The following is a 22,104-nucleotide window of genomic DNA, read 5'->3' on the forward strand; positions in this document are numbered from 1 at the left end:
CATCACTTCATGATGTTTCACGTGAAACATCATTCATCTACCGAAGGAGACGCTCTTACAGCAAAGGTTTACGATTGGGAATTCCGGCTTTTCGTGGATATGCCGCATCTGTGGGCTTCTGCTTGCGGACAATGATCAGTGTACGCCGATCTCCCGAGAGCGGCAGAGCGATCGACTTAACCTCTTCAAGGTCACCGCCCAGCAAAGGCAACGCCCTTTTAGCTTCCTCCACCTCAGCAGGGCCGTCAGGCCCTTTTAGGGCGATAAAACTCCCCCCCACGGTAACAAAAGGAAGACACAATTCCAAAAGTACTGGAAGTCGGGCGACAGCGCGGCTTACGACGATCGAATACTTATCCCGTAACAAGGGGTTGCGAGCACTGTCCTCCGCCCGACCGTGTAGAATCTGCACATTCGTCAATCCTAATCTCTCCGTTGTTTCACTTAAAAAGCGGCATCGCTTATTAAGTGAGTCCAAAAGGGTGACCCGCCATTGCGGCCTGATCAACGCAAGCGGTAAACCGGGAAACCCCGCCCCTGTCCCCACATCGATCGCGGTGACAGGCCCATTCGGTAGATTCAATAATAGGGGACTCAAAGAATCGACAAAGTGCTTCTCCGCCACACCATCCGGATCGGTGATCGCTGTGAGGTTCAAGTGGGCGTTCGTTGCCACCAAGGCCTCGGCATAGGTCGTACAGTGATCGATAAAATCCGGTAAAACAGCAATCCCCCAAGCTTGAAGACCCTTGTCCAACTGTTGACGGAAACGAAAGACCTGTTCGCCATTCCACTGGGTGAACTTGACTACTTCCTTCGTTTCACTCAATCGACTCCCCCCTCCCCCGGCGCAAGACGGCGCTGTTGCTCCAAGTAAACCAATAAGATGGATATATCTGCAGGACTTACCCCAGAAATCCGCGAGGCCTGCCCGATGGAAACAGGCTTTCTGGCGATCAATTTTTGCCGACCCTCATTCGAAAGACCGTGAACCCGTTTGTAATCGAGATCAGCGGGAAGGCGCTTGTTTTCCAATTTGTTAAACCGGTCCACCTGGGCTTGCTGCTTGACCAGGTAACCTTCAAACTTAGCTGAAATCTCAACCTGTTCGGCCACCTCAGGGTCGATCGGCAGATCCTTCTCCCCGTCATTGCACAACGGGATAAGATCATCATAGGTCAACTCAGGTCGTCGCAGCAGATCATAGAGAGAGACGCCTTTTGTCAGCGGCGCGCTCTTTTTTTCATCCAAGATCGCTTGGATTTTTTTATTTCCCGGTGTCACGAAGGAAGATTTCCAACGGACAACTTCTTGTTCGAGGAGTTGCATTTTTTCACGAAACCGCCGGTAGCGGCGATCATCGACCAGTCCGATCGAACGGCCGATTTCTGTCAGCCGCTGATCGGCATTGTCCTGGCGCAGCAGCAATCTGTACTCGGCGCGAGATGTGAGCATCCGGTATGGTTCGTTGGTGCCTTTCGTCACCAGGTCATCGATAAGCACTCCGATATAGGCATCGGAACGCTTCAGGACAAGCGGTTCTTCACCCTTCACGAAGCGGGCGGCGTTGATCCCTGCCATCAATCCCTGAGCGGCCGCCTCTTCATAACCAGAGGTGCCGTTGATCTGGCCGGCCGTGAACAACCCGCCGATTTCCTGATGTTCGAGAGAAAGACGCAACTGGGTCGGATCCACATAATCATACTCGATCGCGTAGCCGGGGCGGATGATCTTGACATCCTTCATCCCGATGATGGAACGAAGCATGGTCACCTGCACGTCCTCGGGAAGACTCGTCGACATCCCTTGCACATACATCTCGTGGGTGCCCTCACCCTCCGGCTCAATAAAGACCTGATGGCTTTTCTTATCGGCAAAGCGGACAACCTTGTCCTCGATAGAGGGGCAATAGCGCGGGCCAGTGCCCTCAATCACACCGGCATAGAGTGGGGAACGGTGCAGGTTGTCGCGGATGATCTGATGTGTCTCCTCTGTCGTATAGGTCAGCCAGCAAGAGATCTGTTTGCGCTCGATCCGCGGCGAGAGAAAAGAGAAGTTCAGCGGTTCCCTGTCGCCAGGCTGTTCCACCATCTGACTGAAATCAACGGTGCGACCATCGACGCGGGCCGGTGTGCCCGTTTTGAAACGGCCGAGCCGGACACCGATGTCACGAAGTGACGCGGCCAAAGCGACAGATGGAAAATAACCGTTGGGACCACCAGGATAGTGGAGGTCACCGATGATGATCCGTCCCCGCAGGTATGTACCGGTTGTGATGACCAGGGCAGGGGCAGCAAAAAAAGCGCCCGTATTCGTACGAATCCCGCGCACACGTCCCTGTTCTACCACGACCGATTCCACCATCGCCTGCCGCACATCAAGGTTCTCCTGATGTTCGAGGACGCGGATCATCTCCCGCTGATAACGCTTTTTATCAGCCTGCGCGCGCAGGGCATGGACAGCCGGTCCCTTGCCCGTATTTAACAGGCGAATCTGAATACAGGTCTTATCAATGGTCAGACCCATCTGTCCACCCAGGGCGTCGATTTCCCGGACGAGATGGCCCTTCGCCGGACCTCCGATAGCCGGATTGCATGGCATCAGGGCGACGTTGTCCCAACTGATCGTCAGGATCAGCGTCTTCGCTCCGAGGCGGGCAGAGGCCAAAGCTGCTTCGCATCCGGCATGTCCTGCGCCGATGACGATCACATCATATTTCCCAGCTACATACTCGGTCATATTACACCCTCATTCCGTCGCTAACCATGCCAGCGATACAATCTATTTGCCGATGCAAAAAGATGAAAAAATCTTATCGAGAATGTCCTCACCGACCGTATCACCGGTAATCTCACCCAACGCCTCCCAAGCCGCTTTCAGATCGATCGTCAAAAAGTCGGGGCTGGCACCGTGAGCAACTGCGTCCAATGCCTGTCGCAGATGAGCATATGACCGTTCCAAGGCTTCACGGTGCCGTGCCTGGGTGACCAGCGCCAGCCGTCCCCCGTCGGGAGCATAACCAAGGCCGTCATCCCCATAGACCATGCGACGGATCAATTCCGTCAACTCCTTTAACCCCCAACCCTCTTTGGCTGACACCGAAATGATCGGCATCTCTCCCACAAGCGATCGCAGACGCTTCTCATCAAGACGCCGAACAGCGAGATCACTTTTGTTCACCAAGACGACAGCCGGACGACCAGCGAGAGACAGAAGCAGCGTTTCATCTTCTGCTGTCAACGAATCAGAACCATCGAGGACGACCAGCGCCAGATCCGCTTTTTCCAAGTACTCGCGGGTCTTCTCAACGCCGATCCGCTCCACCACATCCTCTGTCTCTCGGATGCCGGCCGTATCAACGATCCGCAGAGGGATGCCCCCCAGATCGATATACTCCTCGATCGCATCGCGCGTCGTCCCCGGGATCTCCGTCACGATCGCCCGCTGTTCATCGAGAAGGGCATTCATCAGGCTGGATTTTCCCACATTGGGACGACCGACGATCACGGTGCGCCAACCTTCCCGAAGGACACGCCCGGTCCGAGACCGTTCTAGCATGTCGCCGATCTGACGCTGAATCTGCATCAAATCAGTGCAGATTCGCTCGCTCCCAATATCCGGCAGGTCTTCTTCCGGAAAATCGATCATCGCCTCCAGATGCGCCAAAAGGGCCAGTAGATCATCGCGGACCTTTCTGATCCGACGCGACAACTGCCCTTCCAGTTGCGAAACGGCAGCGCCAAGCCCATCGCGGGTCTTGGCGCGGATCACTTCGATGATCGCCTCTGCCTGGGCCAGGTCGAGCCGCCCACCCAGAAAGGCGCGACGAGTAAACTCCCCCGGTTCGGCCAATCGGGCGCCTGCACGCAAAACAGCACCCAAGGTCTCTCTCACCGGCACCGACCCGCCGTGACAGTGAAACTCGACGACGTCCTCTGTCGTAAAGGTACGCGGGGCAACCATCCAGGCAACAAGGGCTTCGTCGATCACTCGATGGTCATCGGGATGGATGATCGTGCCCAGATGGAGCGTATGGGAAGCCCAGTCATCGACACCGCGCCCATAGCGCGGTCGGAAGACGGCCTTGAGCACATCTCGGGCGCCGGGACCGCTGACCCGCACGATGCCAATCCCGCCTTCTCCCGGAGGAGTAGCGACTGCTGCGATTGTGTCACCTACCATCGAAACATCCTCTCCTCAATACAGGAAAAAAAGCGCCTAAGCGCTTTTTTATTCTCCCCTGTGATTGTCCATTCATACCCTGCAGGGTTTTTCAATCATCATCCTGCTTATTTCTACTCTTTCGCGGTATCATCACCAAGGGAGTACAGGCGCGGACGGGGCTTGCCGAACCGTTGGTCTGCCACATTGCGCAGTTCCCGGTTATCGGCTACGCGATTGTCCGCCCAGTTCTCCCGTACAGCGCTGATCTCCCGTTGTTCTCGGATCTCCCGATTGTCATGATGATCTCGGCTATCGCGTTGCTCTCGGTTGTCCCGATTCTCCGGCCGAACAGCCCGCGGACGACGGTTATCTCCCCAGCGCGGCGCAGCGAATCCCTCCGTCCGCGGCCGTTTATTGTCTATTTTCGGACCGATCACCACTTTGCGAAAAGGCTCTTCCCCTTCCGAATAGGTGACGACTCGGGGATCGCCTTGCAAGGTCGTGTGAATGATCCGCCGTTCCTGCGGGTTCATCGGCTCAAGGACAACCTTAACGCCCGTTCGTTTCACCTTTTCCGAAAGGCGTTTGGCCAACCGGACCAGCGTCTCTTCCCGCCGTTGCCGGTAATTCTCCACATCCAACAGGATCCGAACCCGTTCCGTACCCTGGCGGTTGACAGCCAGATTGACCAAGTACTGCAAGGAATCGAGGGTATCGCCGCGGCGACCGATCAGGATGCCCAGATCGTCGCCGGAAAAACCGATAAACAGGGTGGAATCGCGCCATTCCGGCTTGATCTCCGCCTGAATCCCCATGACGCGGAAGATGTCCTGAATAAAACGAACGGCGTCGCGCATCGGATCCGGCTTGACCGTGATCCGGACACGGGCAGGACGGGTTCCGATCAGACCCAGAAAGCCCTTCGAAGGCTCTTCCAGAACGAAGACCTCCACATCCTTCTCTTCCAGTTCCAATTCCGTAAGGGCAGAGCGGAGGGCCTCTTCAACCGTTTTTGCGGTTTTTTCCAATACTATCGGTTGGGACATTACGCGGTACCTTCCTTCCGAACATTCAGACTGCGGTTCATATAGAGCTGCTGAAGGATACCGACCGTGTTGAAGGTCACCCAGTAGAGGGACAGGCCTGCGGCAAAGCTGTGAGCCATCCAACCGATCAACAACGGCATCGAATACATCATGATCTTTTGCGTTTGTTCGGCTTGCGGGTTGCCGCCGGCGGAAGAAGGCGTCACTTTCATCTGGAGAAAGGTCGTGGCGGTTGCCAGCAACGGCAGGATGTAGGGATCGGGCGCCGACAGGTTAGCTACCCAGAGGAAAGTAGCATGGGCCTCGTTCAGATAAGGAAAGGCCATCAGACCGTTATAAAAAGCGATCAGGATCGGAAACTGAATCAACAAGGGCAGACAACCACTCAAGGGATTGACCCCATGTTCCTTATAAAGCTGCATCATTGCTTCCTGAGCTTTTTGGGGATCTTTTTTATACTTCTCCTGGAGCGCCTTCTGTTTTGGCGCTAATTCCGCCATGACCTTCATCGATTTCATCTGTTTGGCAGACAGTGGATACAGGAGCATTTTGATCACGATCGTGATCAGGATGATCGCCAGGCCGTAACTGGGAATTCCAATCTGTTGGGTGATGATGTAGAAAAAGTTGATCATCGAGGAAAATGCGTCAACCAGCATTTGCCACAAGGCAAGCACTCCTCCTTACTTATGTACCGACTCAAGGCGATCAAGGGGGGTCATATCCCCCGGGATGAAAGGGGTGACAGCGCAACAAGCGTCCGACGGCCTTCCACAACCCCCGGAGCACGCCATACTTCTCCAAGGCCAAAATGGCGTAGGCGGAGCAGGTGGGCGCAAACCGACAGGTGGGTCCCCTGAGCGGCGAAAGATAGCGGCGATACCAACGGATCGGAACGATGAACACATCGACAACCCGCATGTCATCCTCCCGGCCCCAGCTTGGCCCGTTTGAAGAGTTTGATGACATCTTGTTCGACTTGACGAAATGGAATTCCTTTTATTTTTGACCGGGCGATCAAAATTATGTCACTGCCATCATCGGCGCGAAGGCCGTGACGGCGGCAGATCTCCCGGAGCATTCGTTTCACCCGGTTGCGCACATTCGCCTTGCCAACCTTGCTGGAGACAGAAAAACCGAAGCGACGGCAGGAAGGGATGTCCGGGAGGCGAGGCTGTAACCGGTACAACACCACATATTGACCGCCGTAGGATTTTCCGCGCTTATAGACCTTTTGAAAATCCTCATTGCGACGCAAGCGATAATGTCGCGCCAGCATCAGCGTTCACCCCCCAAAAACAAAAGAAGGCCCCCGAAGCGGCCTTAAGCACTGAGTTTTTTCCTTCCTTTTGCACGACGCCGCTTGAGAACGTTACGTCCGTTCGGCGTGCTCATCCGGCTCAAGAAACCGTGAACGCGCTTATGTTTCCGATTTTTCGGCTGATAGGTGCGCTTCAATGTCTACACCTCCTTATTATTGCCCAGATTTGTTGAATCTATCCGCGAAGAAAAAAGCCACGTATCCTGGCGGCTCGCGAGAACAAACAACTACAATTATAGGGACCTTCGCAAGGAAAGTCAAGAAAAAGAACATGATCGGGACAAAGGTCATTTTTTCAGGTTATCCCCTTGTGGATAACTTCGACGCAGGTTACAATTGGGGATGAATATTATCCACAGGTGGATAACTCGGGAAGGTTGACTTTTATCCCAAGAGTGATCCACATACTGTGGATAATTTGTGCGGTAACAAGCTTTTCATCAACACCTTCGACGGGCGGCGAAGGCTTTTTTTCTCCCTGCATCGCCTTTTCCCCAAAAAAACTCATCCACACCCGTCAAAGCTGTGGACAATCGCGGGTGCTGTCCGCCTTTCTACATATAAACTATCTCTCCACAGCGCGTGAATATCCGTTCGAAAACAGGGGATAACCGTATCTCCACTTGTGAAAATGTTCAAACTGGGGGTAGCCTGTGATGACTTCACAGTTTGCCAGTCTGTGGCAACAATCTTTGGAGATATTGAAACAAGAACTGAAACCGGCCAGTTTTGACACATGGTTGAAAAACACGCAACTGGTGACGATACAAAACGGAGAGGCCCATATCGGCGTACCGAATGATCTGGCCCGCGACTGGCTGGAAAACCGGTACGCCACCCTGGTGAAAAACGCCCTCTCCGTCGTCCTTGGCGAATCGGTGGAAGTCCGCTTTTTTACACCGAGCGCCGATTCGCGCCGTTCCGAGCCTTCCCGCCGTCCTGTGGCGACCGAAGAGAGCAGCCCGCCGCTGTTAAATCCCAAGTACACCTTCGATACCTTCGTGGTGGGAAACTCCAACCGCTTTGCTCATGCTGCCGCACTGGCTGTCGCCGAAGCGCCGGCCAAAGCCTACAACCCCCTCTTCGTCTACGGGGGCGTCGGTTTGGGGAAAACCCACCTGATGCAGGCCATCGGCCATTTTGTCATTGAGCAGCATCCCCAATCGAGGGTTGTCTACGTATCGTCCGAAAAATTCACCAATGAACTGATCAACGCTATCCGCGACGACAAGACGGTGGAGTTTCGCAACCGCTACCGCAACATCGATGTGCTGTTGATCGATGATATTCAATTCCTGGCTGGCAAAGAACGCACCCAGGAAGAATTTTTCCACACCTTCAACGCCCTTCATGAGTCGAGCAAGCAAATCATCATCTCCTCAGACCGGCCGCCAAAAGAGATCCCGACCTTGGAAGATCGGCTGCGCAGCCGCTTCGAATGGGGTTTGATCACCGACATCAACCCACCCGACCTGGAGACACGGATCGCCATATTGCGCAAAAAAGCGATCCTGGAAAACCTGGACGTGCCCAATGAGGTCATGGTCTTTATCGCCAATATCATTCAGTCCAACATCCGCGAGTTGGAAGGCGCCTTGAACCGGGTCATCGCTTACGCCAACTTAAGCGGCAAGTCCCTCACCTCGGAAGTGGCAGAAGAGGCCTTAAAAAATATCATCCCCTCCCACCGGGCCAAGGTGATCACCATCGCGCTCATTCAGGAGATCGTGGCGGAACATTACAACATGCGGGTGGAAGATTTCAAAGCGAAAAAACGCACCCGCGATGTGGCCTTCCCGCGGCAGATCGCCATGTACCTATCCAGGGAGATGCTCGACGTGTCTCTCCCGAAGATTGGCGAAGAATTTGGCGGCCGGGATCACACCACCGTCATCCACGCCCATGAAAAAATTACGAAAGATATCGAAAAGGATCCCCAACTGGAAATGACGATTCAAGTTTTAAAAGAAAAAATCCAGAGGGCTTAAAAGTTATCCCCTGATTTACCCACTTATCCCCAGAGTTATCCACAACCTGATCCGAGCGAAACCCTGGCATTTAGCCACTTTTCCACATATCCCGCCTGATTACTATGACTACGATATAAAAAAGGGTAAAAAGGCGCCAACCAAGGAGGTTTCCAGGCCATGGAGTTTTCCTGTTCCCGGGTCGAGCTGCTGGAAGCAGTCAACGCAGTGTCGCGCGCCGTTTCCTCCAAAGCGACCACGCCGGTGTTGAGCGGCATCTACTTGGAGGCTCTTGACGAAGCGCTGCGTCTCGTCGCCACCGATATGGAACTGGGCATCGAATATACCATCCCTGTCCGTACAAAGCGGACAGGCAGCACTGTCGTCAACGCGCGCATTTTTAACGAGATGGCCCGCCGATTGCCGGAAGGACCGATCACTTTTTGTGTCAATGGGGACAATCCGGCCTTGAAAGTCCGCTATCATGGATCAGAATTGACCTTGAACACGATGAATCCGCAGGAATTTCCGCTACTGCCGGCGATCCTGGACGGGGATCGCCTGATCGTCAATCAGGGGCAATTTAAGCAGATGACGCGCCTAGTCGCCTTCGCTGCCTCAAGCGATGAATCGCGTCCCTGGTTTACGGGGGTGCTCTGGGATATCCAGCCGGAAGAGATCCGCTGGGTGGCTACCGATACGCACCGTTTGGCCCTTTTATCCGGTCAGGCCGTAGAGATGCACGTCAACCAGCCACGACAGGTGATTCTCCATGGCAAGACCCTCTCCGATGTGGCCCGTTTGCTGCCCGATGAAGAGGGGCCGCTGCAGATCACCCTGACTCGTTCCCAAGCGCTCCTGGAAACGGACCGACTGCGCGTCATCCTGCGCATCATCGAAGGCCAGTATCCCAAATACCAGCAGGTGATACCGCGGGACCACAAGACCCGCCTGACGATTCCTGTCAGAGCCCTGGCAGAAGCGGTAGACCGAGCCTCCTTGGCCTCGATCGGTAAGGAAGGTTCCAACATCATCAAACTGTCGTCAGAGGGGAACCTGTTGACAATTCGCTCCAACTCGCCTGAGGTGGGTCATATCTATGAAGAGGTTTTTGTCGATATCGACGGCGATCCGATCCCCATCGCCTTTAACTTTCGCTACCTTCAGGATGTGCTGAAGGTGCTCGACACGGAACAGGTGCGGCTCGACTTGTTCGGAACGCTGGCGCCTGGACTCTTGCGGCCTGTCGGAGAAGATCACTACCTCTACCTGATCGTGCCTGTCCGGACGATGTAACACCTGTGCAAATCCAAGCGATTGAGTTGGCCCATTTTCGCAATTACCGGGGACTGCAGGTTGACTTTATGCCCGGCGTGAACATCTTCGTCGGAGCAAACGGCCAAGGCAAGACGAACCTCCTCGAATCGATCGCCCTTTTGAGCGGCGGCGGTTCCCATCGCGACGCCAGGGATGCTGAAATGGTCCAGTGGCAAGAAGCGTATTACCGGATCAAGGCCATGGGGACGGCGGATGGTCAGCCGGTCGTCATCGAACTCGCCTTTGGCGGTGAGCGGCGGAAGCTGGCCAAGGTCAATAACCGCAGATTGCGCCGCATCGCTGATCTGTCGGAAACGATGAATACGGTCGTCTTTTCGCCGGAAGACCTGTCGCTCGTCAAGGGTTCGCCGGCCCAGCGGCGGCGATATTTGGATCGCGAGTTATCGCAGGCATCGCCCGCCTACGGCGATGTCCTTTCCCGTTATGCCCGGGTGCTCACCCAGCGCAACAGTCTGCTGCGGCGACTGCGGGAGGGATCGGCGACAGCGGCCGAATTGGAACTGTGGGATGATCAACTGGCTCCATTGGCGGTGGAGACATTAGCCCGCCGTCTGGACGGCTTGGCTCGTATCGCTCCTTACGCACGGCAGATCTACCGCGGCCTCAGCCGTGACAAGGAGCAAATTGAACTCACCTATCGCTCCTCCTTTCCCTTGCCCGATGACCGGTCCCGTTGGCTGGAGGCTTACCGCAAGGCCTTACAGGAGCGGCGCGCCGAGGAGATCGCTCGGCAAGCGACCCTGACGGGACCGCATCGCGATGACCTGCAATTGTTCCTCAACGGGCGGGACGCCCGGATTTACGGATCTCAGGGGCAGCAGCGATCGATCGCCTTGTCGCTGAAACTGGCGGAGATCGCCTTTATCCACCAGATCAAGAAGGAGTATCCAATCGTCCTGCTTGATGACGTGATGAGTGAGCTTGATCCCGATCGACGGCAGCAATTGCTCTCTGAATTAGAAAGTAAAAATATCCAGGTATTCATCACCACCACCCATTTGCACGCCTTTTCGCCGGAGCAATTGGGCCGGGCAGGCATCTACCGCATACAGGCGGGACAGCTTTCTCGAAGCAATGAATAGGAGGGCGCCCCATGTTCCTGCATCTTGGCGGGGAGGTCATCGTCCCCAAAGAGGAGATCGTGGCCATCATCGATCTCGAATCGTCCAGCCAGGCGGTGACGACGAAGGAGTTTTTGCGCACCGTTCATGATGAAGGCTTCGTCAAGCGCATCTCGGAAGAGGGGAAAGAAAAGTCCTTCATTGTCACGACCAAATACATCTACCTGTCGCCCATCTCGTCGACGACCTTGATGAAAAGGGGCAACAATATCAAAGCGATGCTCAAAGCCTGGGAGGAAAGCCAGCGATAGCCGATTTGTGCGATTCGAAGGAATATGGTAAAATGTTCTTTTGGAAGCACCAGATCGGGGAATGAGCCCCCAGAGAGTGTGCATTCCCTGAATGGAGGTTTTTTCGGGTGGCTGAACAGGATACCTGGACTGTCAGCGGCGCGTCGAGTTACGACGCCAGTCAGATACAAGTGCTCGAAGGTCTGGAGGCCGTTCGCCGTCGACCGGGCATGTACATCGGCTCAACCAGTGCCCGGGGCCTGCATCACCTGGTTTATGAGATCGTCGACAACTCCATCGACGAAGCCCTGGCCGGCTACTGTAACCGCATTGACGTGATCATCCATGACGATAACAGCATCGAGGTGATCGACAACGGCCGCGGCATCCCCGTCGACATTCACCCTAAAATGGGCAAACCGGCCGTTGAGGTAGCCTTGACGGTGCTCCACGCCGGCGGCAAATTCGGTGGCGAGGGATACAAGGTCTCCGGCGGCCTGCACGGCGTCGGTCTTTCTGTCGTCAACGCTCTGTCAGAAAAGTTGCGGGTAACGGTTCGCCGAAACGGCAAGATCCATGAGCAACACTATGAACGAGGCGTTGCAACGTCTGAGCTTCGCGTCGTCGGGCAATCGAAGGAGACGGGCACCACCATCTATTTCAAGCCGGATCCGCAGATCTTTGATGAGCTGGAATACAGCTACGACACCCTTTCCCACCGCCTGCGGGAACTCTCTTTTCTCAACCGGGGCGTAAGAATTACGCTGACCGACAAGCGTTCCGGCCAAGAGAGCGTCTTCGCTCACAGCGGCGGCATCGTCGATTTCGTCAAATTCCTCAACCGCAACAAGGACGTCATCCACAATGAGGTCATCTACTTCCAGACAGAAAAAGATGGCGTTCATGTGGAAGTGGCCTTGCAGTACAACGACGGCTATGTGGAGAACCTGTTTTCCTATGCCAACAACATCAACACCCAAGAGGGCGGCACCCATGAGGCTGGTTTTAAAACGGCCCTCACCCGGGTGGTCAACGAGTACGCCCGCCGCCTGAACCAACTCAAAGACAACGAAAACAATCTCTCCGGCGAGGATATTCGCGAGGGGATCACCGCCGTCATCTCGGTGAAAGTCAGAGAACCCCAGTTCGAGGGCCAGACAAAGACCAAGCTGGGCAACTCAGAGGTGCGAGGAATCATCGATTCCTGTGTCACTGAAGGGGTCGGCACTTACCTGGAGGAACACCCCTCTATCGCCAAGCGGATCATCGAAAAGGCCATCGGCGCCATGCGTGCCCGTGAAGCGGCGCGCAAGGCCCGGGAACTGACCCGCCGCAAGACGGCGCTGGAATCGACTTCATTGCCGGGCAAGCTGGCCGACTGCTCTTTTAAAGATCCCTCTCTGTGCGAACTTTACCTGGTCGAGGGCGATTCCGCCGGCGGCAGCGCCAAACAGGGCCGGGATCGGCGTTTTCAAGCCATCTTACCCTTGCGCGGCAAGATCCTGAACGTGGAAAAGTCTCGGTTGGATAAGGTGCTCTCCAACGAGGAGATCCGGGCGATCATCACCGCCATGGGCACCGGCATCGGTGAGGATTTCGACCTGAGCAAGGCGCGTTACCACCGCATCTGCCTGATGACCGACGCCGACGTGGACGGCAGCCACATCCGGACACTGCTGCTCACCTTCTTCTACCGTCACATGAAGCCGCTCATCGAAAATGGCTATGTGTACATCGCCCAACCACCCCTCTACCAGGTGAAAAAGAACCGCGATGTGCGTTATTTCTATCATGACAATGAGCTCAACCGCTACCTGGAAAAAACAGGTCGTGACGGCGTCACCATCCAGCGTTATAAAGGTCTTGGCGAGATGAATCCGGAACAACTCTGGGAGACGACCATGGATCCTAAGAACCGGACCATCCTGCAAGTCTCCCTGGAAGACGCTGCTGAGGCAGAGTTGATCTTTACCACCCTGATGGGTGACCGGGTCGAGCCGCGGCGCGACTTCATCCAGAGCCATGCCAAAGACGTGCGGAATTTGGATATCTGACCTACACCAAAAGGACATCAAAGAAATCCCCCTATAGAAATATCGGTAGAAATATCGGTTGACAGAAAAGTCGACCGATATTTATTTATTATTAATAGTCAGAATTTTTTAAAATATCAGCAGGATTTTTGTTTTTTCTCCTCGAAAGAAAAAGCAGATCTCTGGGCTATAAAAAAACGTACTTTTTCCACTGTGAAATGAATGAGGAGGCTTTGACATGATTTTTCGTCTTTCGGAAGAGCAAGAGATGCTGCGCCAGACGGTGCGTGATTTTGCTGAGTCGGAGATCGCCCCGAAGGCGGCCGAAATGGATGAGAAAGAGGATTATGACCGCTCTTTATGGGATCGCATGGCCCAATTGGGGCTGACGGGGATCCCCTTTTCGGACAGCTATGGCGGCGCAGGGATGGACAACCTGAGCTATATCATCGCCGTCGAGGAGCTGAGCCGTGTCTGTGCCTCCTCTGGCGTGCTTCTTTCGGCTCATACATCGCTCTGCGCCTGGCCGATCGATGCTTTTGGCACGGAAGGGCAGAAACAAAAATACCTGAACCCTCTGGCGGAAGGTCGGTCGGTGGGCGCTTTCGGCCTTACAGAACCGGGCGCCGGTTCGGATGCCGGATCGCTCAAGACGATAGCCCGCCGTGACGGGGACGACTACATCCTCGATGGCACCAAGATCTTCATCACCAATGGTGAGTGGGCCGATATCTATGTGGTGATCGCTTCTACAGATCCGGCGAAGAAACACCGCGGCACGACGGCCTTTATCGTGGAAAAAGGAACGCCGGGTTTCAGCTTCGGCAAGAAGGAACATAAGATGGGCATCCGCGCCTCTTACACCTATGAGCTGATCTTTGAAAACTGCCGCATCCCTGCTGAAAACCGGTTGGGTGAAGAAGGACAGGGGTTTAAGATCGCCATGATGACCCTGGATGGCGGCCGCATCGGCATCGCCGCTCAGGCGCTGGGGATTGCCCAGGGTGCCTTCGATCAGGCCCTTGCCTACAGCAAGACACGGGAACAATTCGGCAAACCGATCAGTGCCAACCAGGGACTTCAGTGGATGCTGGCCGATATGGCCACCGCCATCGAGGCAGCTCGACTGCTCGTCTACCAGGCGGCTTACTTAAAAGACGCCGGACTGCCCTACAGCAAGCAGTCTGCGATGGCAAAGCTCTATGCCTCAGAGGTGGCCATGGCGGTGACGACCAAAGCGGTGCAGATCCATGGCGGATACGGCTATACACGGGAGTATCCTGTCGAGCGGATGATGCGGGACGCCAAGATCACCGAGATCTACGAAGGCACCAGTGAGATTCAGCGCACCGTCATCGCTGCAGCGCTGTTGAAATAAGGGAAGAGGACGGAGAAGAGCATGACAGAACCGTACCGGCCGCGTCATGCCGTGCGCATCGTGACGGCGACGAGCCTCTTTGACGGCCATGATGCGTCGATCAATATCATGCGGCGTTTGATGCAGGCCAGCGGCGTCGAGGTGATCCACCTCGGTCACAACCGTTCTGTGGCGGAGATCGTCGATGCGGCGATTCAAGAAGATGCCCAGGCCATCGCCGTCACCTCTTACCAAGGCGGCCATATGGAGTTCTTCAAGTACATCATCGACATGCTCCGCGAACGGGGGGTCGCTCATATTCGCGTCTTCGGTGGCGGTGGCGGGGTGATCGTGCCTGCAGAGATTCGCGAACTGGAAGCCTATGGTGTCTGCAAGATCTTTTCTCCCGAAGATGGGCGACAGATGGGTTTGCAGGGCATGATCGACTACCTGGTCCGTCAGGCCGATTTTGATCCTGCTGAGGAAGAACCGGAGAACATAGAAAGGCTGTCGACGGCACAGCGCGATTGGCCTCAGGTAGCCCGCTGGATCACCTTAGCTGAGAGAAATGTGCAGGCGAACCGACCTGCCTTGTCTTCGCTCTTTGAAGGCTTGCGTCAAAGGGGCGTAAAGACGCCTGTCATCGGGGTGACAGGGACAGGCGGCGCCGGTAAAAGCTCGCTGATCGATGAGATGGTGCGTTGCTTTTTAGCGGCCTATGAGGATAAGCGGCTGGCTTTGCTCTCAGTCGACCCGTCCAAATGGAAGACAGGCGGCGCCTTGTTGGGCGATCGCATCCGCATGAACGGGATCCATCATCCTCGTGTTTTCATGCGCTCATTGGCGACGCGCAATTCGCGGAGCGAACTGAGCCGCGCCATTGATGATGCCATCGCCGTCGTCAAGGCGGTCGGTTATGACCTTGTCATCGTGGAAACCTCCGGCATCGGTCAAGGGGACCATCAGATCATCGATGTCTGCGATGTTTCCGTCTATGTGATGACCAGCGAATTCGGCGCCGCCACTCAGCTGGAGAAGATCGACATGATCGATCTAGCCGACGCCGTCGTCATCAACAAGTATGATCGGCGAGGCGCCGAAGACGCGCTGCGGGCCGTTCGCAAACAATGGCGGCGAAGCCGCAACAACTTCGCGATCGCCGATGATGCGATACCTGTCTTCGGCACCGTGGCCAGCCAGTTTGACGACCCGGGCGTCCAGGTTTTTTTTCACCGTTTGATGGCGATCGTGAAGGAGAAGACAGCAGGACGCTGGCCTTTGCCTGTGGCGCCGCATAGCCCTTTGCCAGGCTCATCCCCTTCGATGGCATCGCCGTCAACGATGGCTTCGGCGAAAAGGGGCCGAACCTCTGCGAGCATCATCCCTGCGGAACGGGTCAATTACCTGGCTGAGATCGTTCATGTTGTCCGCGATTATCGCGCCTTTGTAGACGAACAGGTTCAGGTGGCTCGACGGCTCTATCAGTTGCAGGGAGCACGGCAATTGCTGGCGGAACAAAAGGATGATTCTGCCGAGGAGGCTAAAGCCGTCCGCGAATCCGCCTTGGCTTTGCTGGACGAAGAGATGCAAACTTGGCAGGCAAGGCTGCACCCTGATTGCCGGAAGATCCTGGATAACTGGGAGTGTCTCCGTGACGCCTACCGCCAGGAAAAATGGGTCACCAAGGTGCGTGATCGGGAAATCGTCACCTCCCTCTTTACAACTACCCTGTCGGGAACAGCCATCCCGAAGGTGGCCCTTCCTCGTTTTGAAGATTGGGGGGAGATCCTGCGGTGGGCGCTCAAAGAAAATGTGCCGGGCCAGTTTCCCTTTACGGCAGGTGTTTTTCCCTTTAAGCGGGAAGGGGAGGATCCGCGGCGCCAGTTTGCAGGAGAAGGCACACCAGAGCGAACGAACCGGCGTTTTCACTATCTCTGCAAAGATGATCCGGCAGTCCGCTTGAGTACGGCTTTTGACAGCGTCACCCTCTATGGCGAGGACCCGGCGGAACGGCCGGACATCTATGGCAAGATCGGCAACAGCGGCGTCAATGTGTGCACGCTGGACGATATGAAGCGCCTCTATGCCGGTTTCGACCTTTGTGCGCCCAATACATCAGTTTCTATGACGATCAACGGCCCAGCGCCGATCCTGTTGGCCATGTTCTTGAACACCGCCATTGATCAGCAGATCGACGCCTTTACCGAGCGGGAGGGACGCCTGCCGAATCCGGAGGAGTGGGCTTGCATCCGGGCAGAGACGCTGCAACGGGTGCGCGGCACTGTGCAGGCCGATATCCTCAAGGAGGATCAGGGGCAGAACACCTGCATCTTCTCCACCGATTTTGCCCTCAAGATGATGGGCGACATTCAGGAGTATTTCATCCAAGAAAGGGTGCGCAACTACTACTCGGTCAGCATCTCTGGCTACCACATCGCCGAAGCGGGTGCCAACCCGATCACCCAGCTGGCCTTCACCTTGGCCAACGGCTTCACCTATGTGGAATACTACCTGAGCCGGGGGATGAAGATCGATGATTTCGCCCCCAACCTGTCGTTCTTCTTCAGCAATGGCCTCGATCCGGAATACTCGGTGCTGGGACGGGTGGCCCGGCGCATCTGGGCGGTGGTGATGAGACAGAAGTACCGTGCCAATGAGCGCAGCCAAAAGCTCAAGTATCACATCCAGACATCGGGCCGCTCTCTCCATGCTCAGGAGATGGACTTCAACGACATCCGGACAACACTGCAGGCCTTGTCGGCTATTTATGATAACTGCAACTCTTTGCACACCAACGCCTATGATGAAGCGATAACGACGCCGACAGAGGCGTCGGTAAGGCGAGCGATGGCCATCCAGCTGATCATCGGCAAAGAGTTTGGGCTGACCAAAAATGAGAATCCTTTGCAAGGCGCCTTTATCATTGAGGAGCTGACCGATCTGGTCGAAGAGGCGGTCCTCTCCGAGTTTTTACGCCTCAATGCGCGCGGCGGTGTCCTCGGCGCGATGGAGACGCAGTACCAGCGGAACAAGATCCAAGAGGAGTCGCTGCTCTACGAGATGCGCAAGCATACAGGGGAACTGCCGATCATCGGTGTCAATACCTTCCTCAATCCCCAAGGTACCGAGATAGCCGATGAGATGGAATTGAGCCGCGCCACAGAGGCGGAAAAAAGACAGCAGATCGATCACCTGCGCCAATTTCACAGCAAACATCAAGCAGCGGCGACGCAGGCGCTGGCGCGCCTGAAAGCGGTCGTCCGCAGCGGCGGCAATATCTTTGCAGAGATGATGGAAACGGTCCGGGTGGCCAGCCTGGGACAGATCACGGCAGCCCTCTATGAGGTGGGCGGCAGGTACCGGCGGAACATGTGAACAAGCAAAAGACCCCCTGGCAGGCGCTTCTCGGTGAGGTGGCGCTGCTCAGGGGCCTTTTTATCAGGTTGAGGTTTTTGCTCAGGCCTTGCGGTGATCCTGCCATTCGCGGTTGCGCAGTTCGACACGGCGGATCTTGCCGGAGACGGTCTTGGGCAGGGAAGGTGTGAATTCGATCAGGCGGGGATACTTGTAGGGAGCCGTCACTTTTTTGACGTGCTCCTTTAACTCATCGGCCAAATCATCAGAAGGCATGAATCCGGGGCGGAGCACGACAAAGGCCTTGACCACCTCGCCTCGGATCTCGTCCGGGCTGGAGACGACTGCCGACTCGGCGACTGCCTCATGCTCTAAGAGGGCGCTCTCCACCTCAAAAGGACCGATTCGGTAGCCAGCCGAGAGGATCACGTCGTCAGCCCGGCCGACAAACCAGAAATAGCCATCTTCGTCGCGATAGGCCCGGTCGCCTGTAAGATACCAGTCGCCGCGAAAAACGGAAGCGGTCTTTTCCGGATCGCGCCAGTATTCTTTGAAAAGCCCGACGGGACGTTTCGGCTTGACGCGGACGGCAATGTCGCCTTCCTTGTTCGGCGGCAGGATATTGCCCTCATCGTCGATGACCTGCACGTCAAAACCAGGCGCCGGCTTGCCCATGGAACCGATGCGCGGCTCCAAGCAAGGGAAGCTGCCGACGAGGAGAACCGATTCGGTCTGGCCGTAGCCGTCGCGGATGGTGAGGCCGGTGGCCTCCTTCCAGATGTCGATCACCTCGGGATTGAGCGGTTCTCCGGCGCCGACACAGTGGCGCAGGCGAGAGAAGCGATACTGTTTCAGATCTTCCAACACCAGCATGCGGTAGATGGTGGGCGCGCCGCAGAAGGTGGTGATGGGGTACTGATCGAGAAGTTCCAAAGTTCTCTTCGGATCGAAACGGTCGCTGTGATGGACAAAAATGGCAGCACCGCAGATCCAGGGCCCAAAAAAGCTGCTCCAGGCGGCTTTTGCCCAGCCTGTATCGCTCAGATTCCAGTGCAGGTCTTCTGAACGCAGGTCAAGCCAGTAGCGGCCTGTCACCGTGTGGCCGATGGGGTAGCTTGTATGGGTGTGGAGGGTCATCTTAGGATAGCCTGTCGTGCCAGAGGTGAAGTAGAGGATGGCGCTGTCATCGGCCGCTGTGTCAACAGTGGGAAAGCTGTCCGATGCCGTTGCCATGGCTTCATGATAACGAAGCCAGCCTGCTCGTTCGCCGCCGATGAGAATGCGGCTTTGCAAGGTCGGACACTCTCCATAAATTTCATCGACCCGCTCAGCAATGGCGTCAGTGGTGATGATACAACGAGCATCTGCCATCTGCAGGCGGAATCGGATATCTTTAGCTGTCAATTGCATTGTTCCCGGACTGATCACAGCGCCCATGCGCAGGCAAGCGATGTTGATGACCCACCATTCGACGAGGCGTGGAAGGATAACGACGACCACATCGCCTTTGCCGATTCCCTGCTCACGAAGAACGTTGCAAAGGCGTTGCGAAGCATCGCTCAATTCACGGAAGGTTTTCTTGTCTTCATTCCCGTAGTCGTCGACCCACCACAGGGCGAGTCGGTCCGGGTCTAGGGCCCAACGGTCGATGACATCACGGGCAAAGTTGTACGATTCGGGGACTTCCCATTGAAACTCGGCAAAGGTCTGTTCGTAGTTGGTCATGTTGAACGAGTCGGGCAATGCAGATACCTCCTCCTGCGCGAAATGGTTGCCCGAGTGATCAAAGGCCCTTGTCTTGTCTGGCGATTGAAGATGTGCCGCTATAACTCAGGCAGGAATATCCCTTCTCCATAAAGGACCATCTTCCTGCAAAAATAATCGGAATAATAAAAAAATTCTTAATCAAAAAACCCATATTGAGAAAAAGAACACAAAGTACAATTAAAAAATCAATTTATTATTATTACAACAATTTAATTTTTCTAAATAAAGAGATTTTTTAGAATAATCGAGCAGGATTTTTGCTTTTTTTTGCGTAGCTATTACGTAACTGCGCGGTTCCTTTGCCGGCGACCGTAGAGAATGAGGAGTGGTTTTGTTGCGTGAAGTGGTATTTGTCAGCGCAGTCCGGACGCCCTTTGGCAAGTTCGGCGGTGCTATGGCTTCCTTGAAGGCCGTCGACCTGGGTGCTGCTGCCATTCAGGGCGCCTTGCGGCAAGGCGGTGTCGAACCGGAGATGGTGGAGTATGTCACCATGGGACAGGTGCTCCAAGGCGGCGCCGGTCAGATCCCATCCCGCCAGGCGGCACGCTTGGCAGGTATTCCTTGGGAGACGCCTTCTTTGACGGTCAATAAGGTCTGCGCCAGCGGCATGATCGCTGTCGCCTTGGCTGCGCGGATGATCGCCGCAGGCGAGATCGAGGCAGCAGTCGCCGGCGGCATGGAGAGCATGAGCCAAGCGCCTTATTTCCTCCCGGCGGCACGCTGGGGACAGCGCATGTTCAACTTCGAGGCTGTCGACTTGATGGTTCATGACGGGCTCTGGTGTCCCTTTTACAACCGCCATATGGCTCTGCACGGTGCTGACATGGCCCGTGAGTATGGCGTCAGCCGCGAAGAGCAGGATGAATGGGCTTTGCGCAGCCAAGAACGGGCGGCGGCCGCCATCGCCGGCGGTTACATGGCAGAGGAGATCGTGCCGGTGACGGTACCTCAGAAAAAAGGTGCGCCGACGGTGGTCAGTCAAGATGAGCAGCCTCGGCCCACCACCCGAGAGGGATTGGCGAAATTGGCGCCCATCTTCGATCCCCAGGGGACGATCACAGCCGGCAACGCGCCTAGCGTCAACGACGGCGCCGGCGCGCTCCTCTTGATGAGCCGGGAAAAAGCGGAGTCACTAGGAATTCGTCCTCTGGCCACCTTAATCGGCCATACAGAAGTGGCCCTCGAAGCGAGGGAGCTTGCCGCCGCACCGGGTCACGCCATCAACCGTCTGCTGGCCAAGACGGGAAAAAGACTGGATCAGGTTGACCTCTTTGAGGTCAATGAGGCCTTTGCCGCCGTTGTTCTCGTCAGCCAGAAAGTGGCCGGCTTTGACCTGGAAAAAGTCAATATCAACGGCGGCGCTGTCGCCTTCGGCCACCCCATCGGCGCCAGCGGCGCCCGCATCATCGCCACCCTCATTCACAGCTTGCGCCGGAAAGGCGGCGGCATCGGCATGGCAGCGATCTGCAGCGGCGCTGCCCAAGGGGATGCGCTCATGGTGCGTGTCGATTGATTCTGACTTCAGAAAGGATGAAGTAAATGGAAATAAAAACTATCATGGTCATCGGCGCCGGACAGATGGGCAGCGGCATTGCCCAAGTGGCTGCTCAATCCGGTTTCACCACCATTCTCCATGACGTCAACAAAGAAGCGGTCCAAAGAGGGCTGCAAGGGATCCAAAAAAGTCTTGCCAAGTTTGTCGAAAAAGGTAAGCTTTCTGCCGAAGAAATGGAGGCCACACTGGGACGACTGCAGCCTTGCGACGATATGGCTGCTGCGGCCGATTGTCAAATCGCTATTGAAGCGGTCGTGGAGAATATGAACGTGAAGGCCAACATCTTCCGGGAACTGGACCGCCTTGCTCCTGCCGATGCCATCCTCGCTTCCAACACGTCTTCACTGCCGATCACTGAGATCGCTGCCGTCACCAGCCGGCCAGAACAGGTGATCGGCATGCACTTTATGAATCCGGTGCCGCTGATGAAATTGGTGGAGATCATTCGCGGCTTAGCCACATCGGACGAAACCTACGAGACCATCGAAGCGCTGAGTCGCCATCTCGGCAAGACGCCCGCTACCTGCCGCGATGTACCAGGTTTCATCTCCAACCGGGTGCTGCAGGTGATGATCAATGAGGCCGTCTGGTGCCTCTACGAAGGGGTAGCCACGGCTGAAGACATTGATATGATCATGAAGCTGGGCATGAATCATCCTATGGGCCCTCTGGCCTTGGCCGACCTGATCGGACTCGATACGGTGCTGGCCATTTTGGAAGTCCTTCAAGCGGGCTATGGCGATCCCAAGTACCGTCCCTGCCCGCTGCTTCGCCAGTATGTCAAAGCCGGTTGGCTCGGGCGCAAATCGGGACGCGGTTTTTACCGATACGGCTGATCACGAAAAGGCGGC

General features: G+C 55.8%; 17 protein-coding genes and 1 pseudogene. 9 read left to right on the top strand and 9 right to left on the bottom strand.

Annotated elements, in window-relative coordinates:
- Nucleotides 1-55: 55 nt before the first annotated feature.
- The 8 genes and pseudogenes from rsmG to rpmH form a co-directional block, all read right to left on the bottom strand.
- Complete coding sequence (gene rsmG / locus HM1_RS04815) at nt 56-829, bottom strand: 16S rRNA (guanine(527)-N(7))-methyltransferase RsmG (RefSeq protein ID WP_012282174.1); 774 nt, start codon at nt 827-829, stop codon at nt 56-58.
- A complete protein-coding gene (mnmG, locus tag HM1_RS04820) occupies nt 826-2,739 on the bottom strand; it encodes a tRNA uridine-5-carboxymethylaminomethyl(34) synthesis enzyme MnmG (RefSeq protein ID WP_012282175.1) in 1,914 nt (637 codons plus the stop codon). The genes rsmG and mnmG overlap by 4 nt, the downstream gene beginning before the upstream one ends.
- Nucleotides 2,740-2,781: 42 nt before the next feature.
- Nucleotides 2,782-4,182, bottom strand: coding sequence for a tRNA uridine-5-carboxymethylaminomethyl(34) synthesis GTPase MnmE (gene mnmE, locus HM1_RS04825; protein ID WP_012282176.1), 1,401 nt, complete (start codon nt 4,180-4,182; stop codon nt 2,782-2,784).
- Between the two features lie 404 nt (nt 4,183-4,586).
- A pseudogene (gene jag, locus HM1_RS04830) lies at nt 4,587-5,210 on the bottom strand (RNA-binding cell elongation regulator Jag/EloR); the annotation flags it as partial.
- Nucleotides 5,210-5,878: a YidC/Oxa1 family membrane protein insertase gene (locus HM1_RS04835; protein ID WP_012282178.1), complete on the bottom strand. Its 669-nt coding sequence runs from the start codon at nt 5,876-5,878 to the stop codon at nt 5,210-5,212. The gene HM1_RS04835 and the pseudogene jag, both read right to left, overlap by 1 nt.
- Nucleotides 5,879-5,918: 40 nt before the next feature.
- Nucleotides 5,919-6,131, bottom strand: a complete 213-nt coding sequence (gene yidD, locus HM1_RS04840; protein ID WP_012282179.1) for a membrane protein insertion efficiency factor YidD — start codon at nt 6,129-6,131, stop codon at nt 5,919-5,921.
- 1 nt (nt 6,132) lies between these two features.
- Entirely contained in the window at nt 6,133-6,489 is a 357-nt protein-coding gene (gene rnpA / locus HM1_RS04845; RefSeq protein WP_012282180.1) for a ribonuclease P protein component, read from the bottom strand.
- A gap of 44 nt (nt 6,490-6,533) precedes the next feature.
- Nucleotides 6,534-6,668: a 50S ribosomal protein L34 gene (rpmH, locus tag HM1_RS15095; protein ID WP_012282181.1), complete on the bottom strand. Its 135-nt coding sequence runs from the start codon at nt 6,666-6,668 to the stop codon at nt 6,534-6,536.
- A gap of 519 nt (nt 6,669-7,187) precedes the next feature.
- Between rpmH and dnaA the strand changes: the two genes are divergently transcribed.
- From dnaA to icmF, 7 genes are all read left to right on the top strand, one after another.
- On the top strand, nt 7,188-8,519 hold the full coding sequence (gene dnaA, locus HM1_RS04850; RefSeq protein ID WP_012282183.1) for a chromosomal replication initiator protein DnaA: 1,332 nt from the start codon (nt 7,188-7,190) through the stop codon (nt 8,517-8,519).
- 159 nt (nt 8,520-8,678) lie between these two features.
- Nucleotides 8,679-9,794: a DNA polymerase III subunit beta gene (gene dnaN, locus HM1_RS04855; RefSeq protein ID WP_012282184.1), complete on the top strand. Its 1,116-nt coding sequence runs from the start codon at nt 8,679-8,681 to the stop codon at nt 9,792-9,794.
- Nucleotides 9,795-9,799: 5 nt separating this feature from the next.
- Nucleotides 9,800-10,918, top strand: coding sequence for a DNA replication/repair protein RecF (gene recF / locus HM1_RS04860; RefSeq protein WP_012282185.1), 1,119 nt, complete (start codon nt 9,800-9,802; stop codon nt 10,916-10,918).
- 11 nt (nt 10,919-10,929) lie between these two features.
- Complete coding sequence (gene remB / locus HM1_RS04865) at nt 10,930-11,208, top strand: extracellular matrix regulator RemB (protein ID WP_012282186.1); 279 nt, start codon at nt 10,930-10,932, stop codon at nt 11,206-11,208.
- A gap of 107 nt (nt 11,209-11,315) precedes the next feature.
- The gene (gene gyrB, locus HM1_RS04870) at nt 11,316-13,241 is read left to right on the top strand and encodes a DNA topoisomerase (ATP-hydrolyzing) subunit B (protein WP_012282187.1); all 1,926 of its coding nucleotides are present in this window, start codon (nt 11,316-11,318) and stop codon (nt 13,239-13,241) included.
- A 217-nt stretch (nt 13,242-13,458) separates the two neighbouring features.
- Nucleotides 13,459-14,598 carry an acyl-CoA dehydrogenase gene (locus HM1_RS04875; protein ID WP_012282188.1) on the top strand — a complete coding sequence of 380 codons (1,140 nt, stop codon included), beginning with the start codon at nt 13,459-13,461 and terminating at the stop codon, nt 14,596-14,598.
- Nucleotides 14,599-14,619: 21 nt separating this feature from the next.
- The gene (gene icmF, locus HM1_RS04880) at nt 14,620-17,952 is read left to right on the top strand and encodes a fused isobutyryl-CoA mutase/GTPase IcmF (protein WP_012282189.1); all 3,333 of its coding nucleotides are present in this window, start codon (nt 14,620-14,622) and stop codon (nt 17,950-17,952) included.
- A gap of 81 nt (nt 17,953-18,033) precedes the next feature.
- Here the strand turns inward: icmF and HM1_RS04885 are convergent, their stop codons facing one another.
- On the bottom strand, nt 18,034-19,656 hold the full coding sequence (locus tag HM1_RS04885) for an AMP-binding protein (protein WP_041314711.1): 1,623 nt from the start codon (nt 19,654-19,656) through the stop codon (nt 18,034-18,036).
- A gap of 376 nt (nt 19,657-20,032) precedes the next feature.
- On the opposite strand from HM1_RS04885, the gene HM1_RS04890 reads away from it, so the two are divergent.
- Nucleotides 20,033-21,211: an acetyl-CoA C-acetyltransferase gene (locus tag HM1_RS04890; protein ID WP_041314714.1), complete on the top strand. Its 1,179-nt coding sequence runs from the start codon at nt 20,033-20,035 to the stop codon at nt 21,209-21,211.
- A gap of 26 nt (nt 21,212-21,237) precedes the next feature.
- Nucleotides 21,238-22,089, top strand: coding sequence for a 3-hydroxybutyryl-CoA dehydrogenase (locus HM1_RS04895; protein ID WP_012282193.1), 852 nt, complete (start codon nt 21,238-21,240; stop codon nt 22,087-22,089).
- Nucleotides 22,090-22,104: the final 15 nt, after the last annotated feature.

Source organism: Heliomicrobium modesticaldum Ice1, assembly GCF_000019165.1.
Taxonomy (GTDB): domain Bacteria; phylum Bacillota; class Desulfitobacteriia; order Heliobacteriales; family Heliobacteriaceae; genus Heliomicrobium; species Heliomicrobium modesticaldum.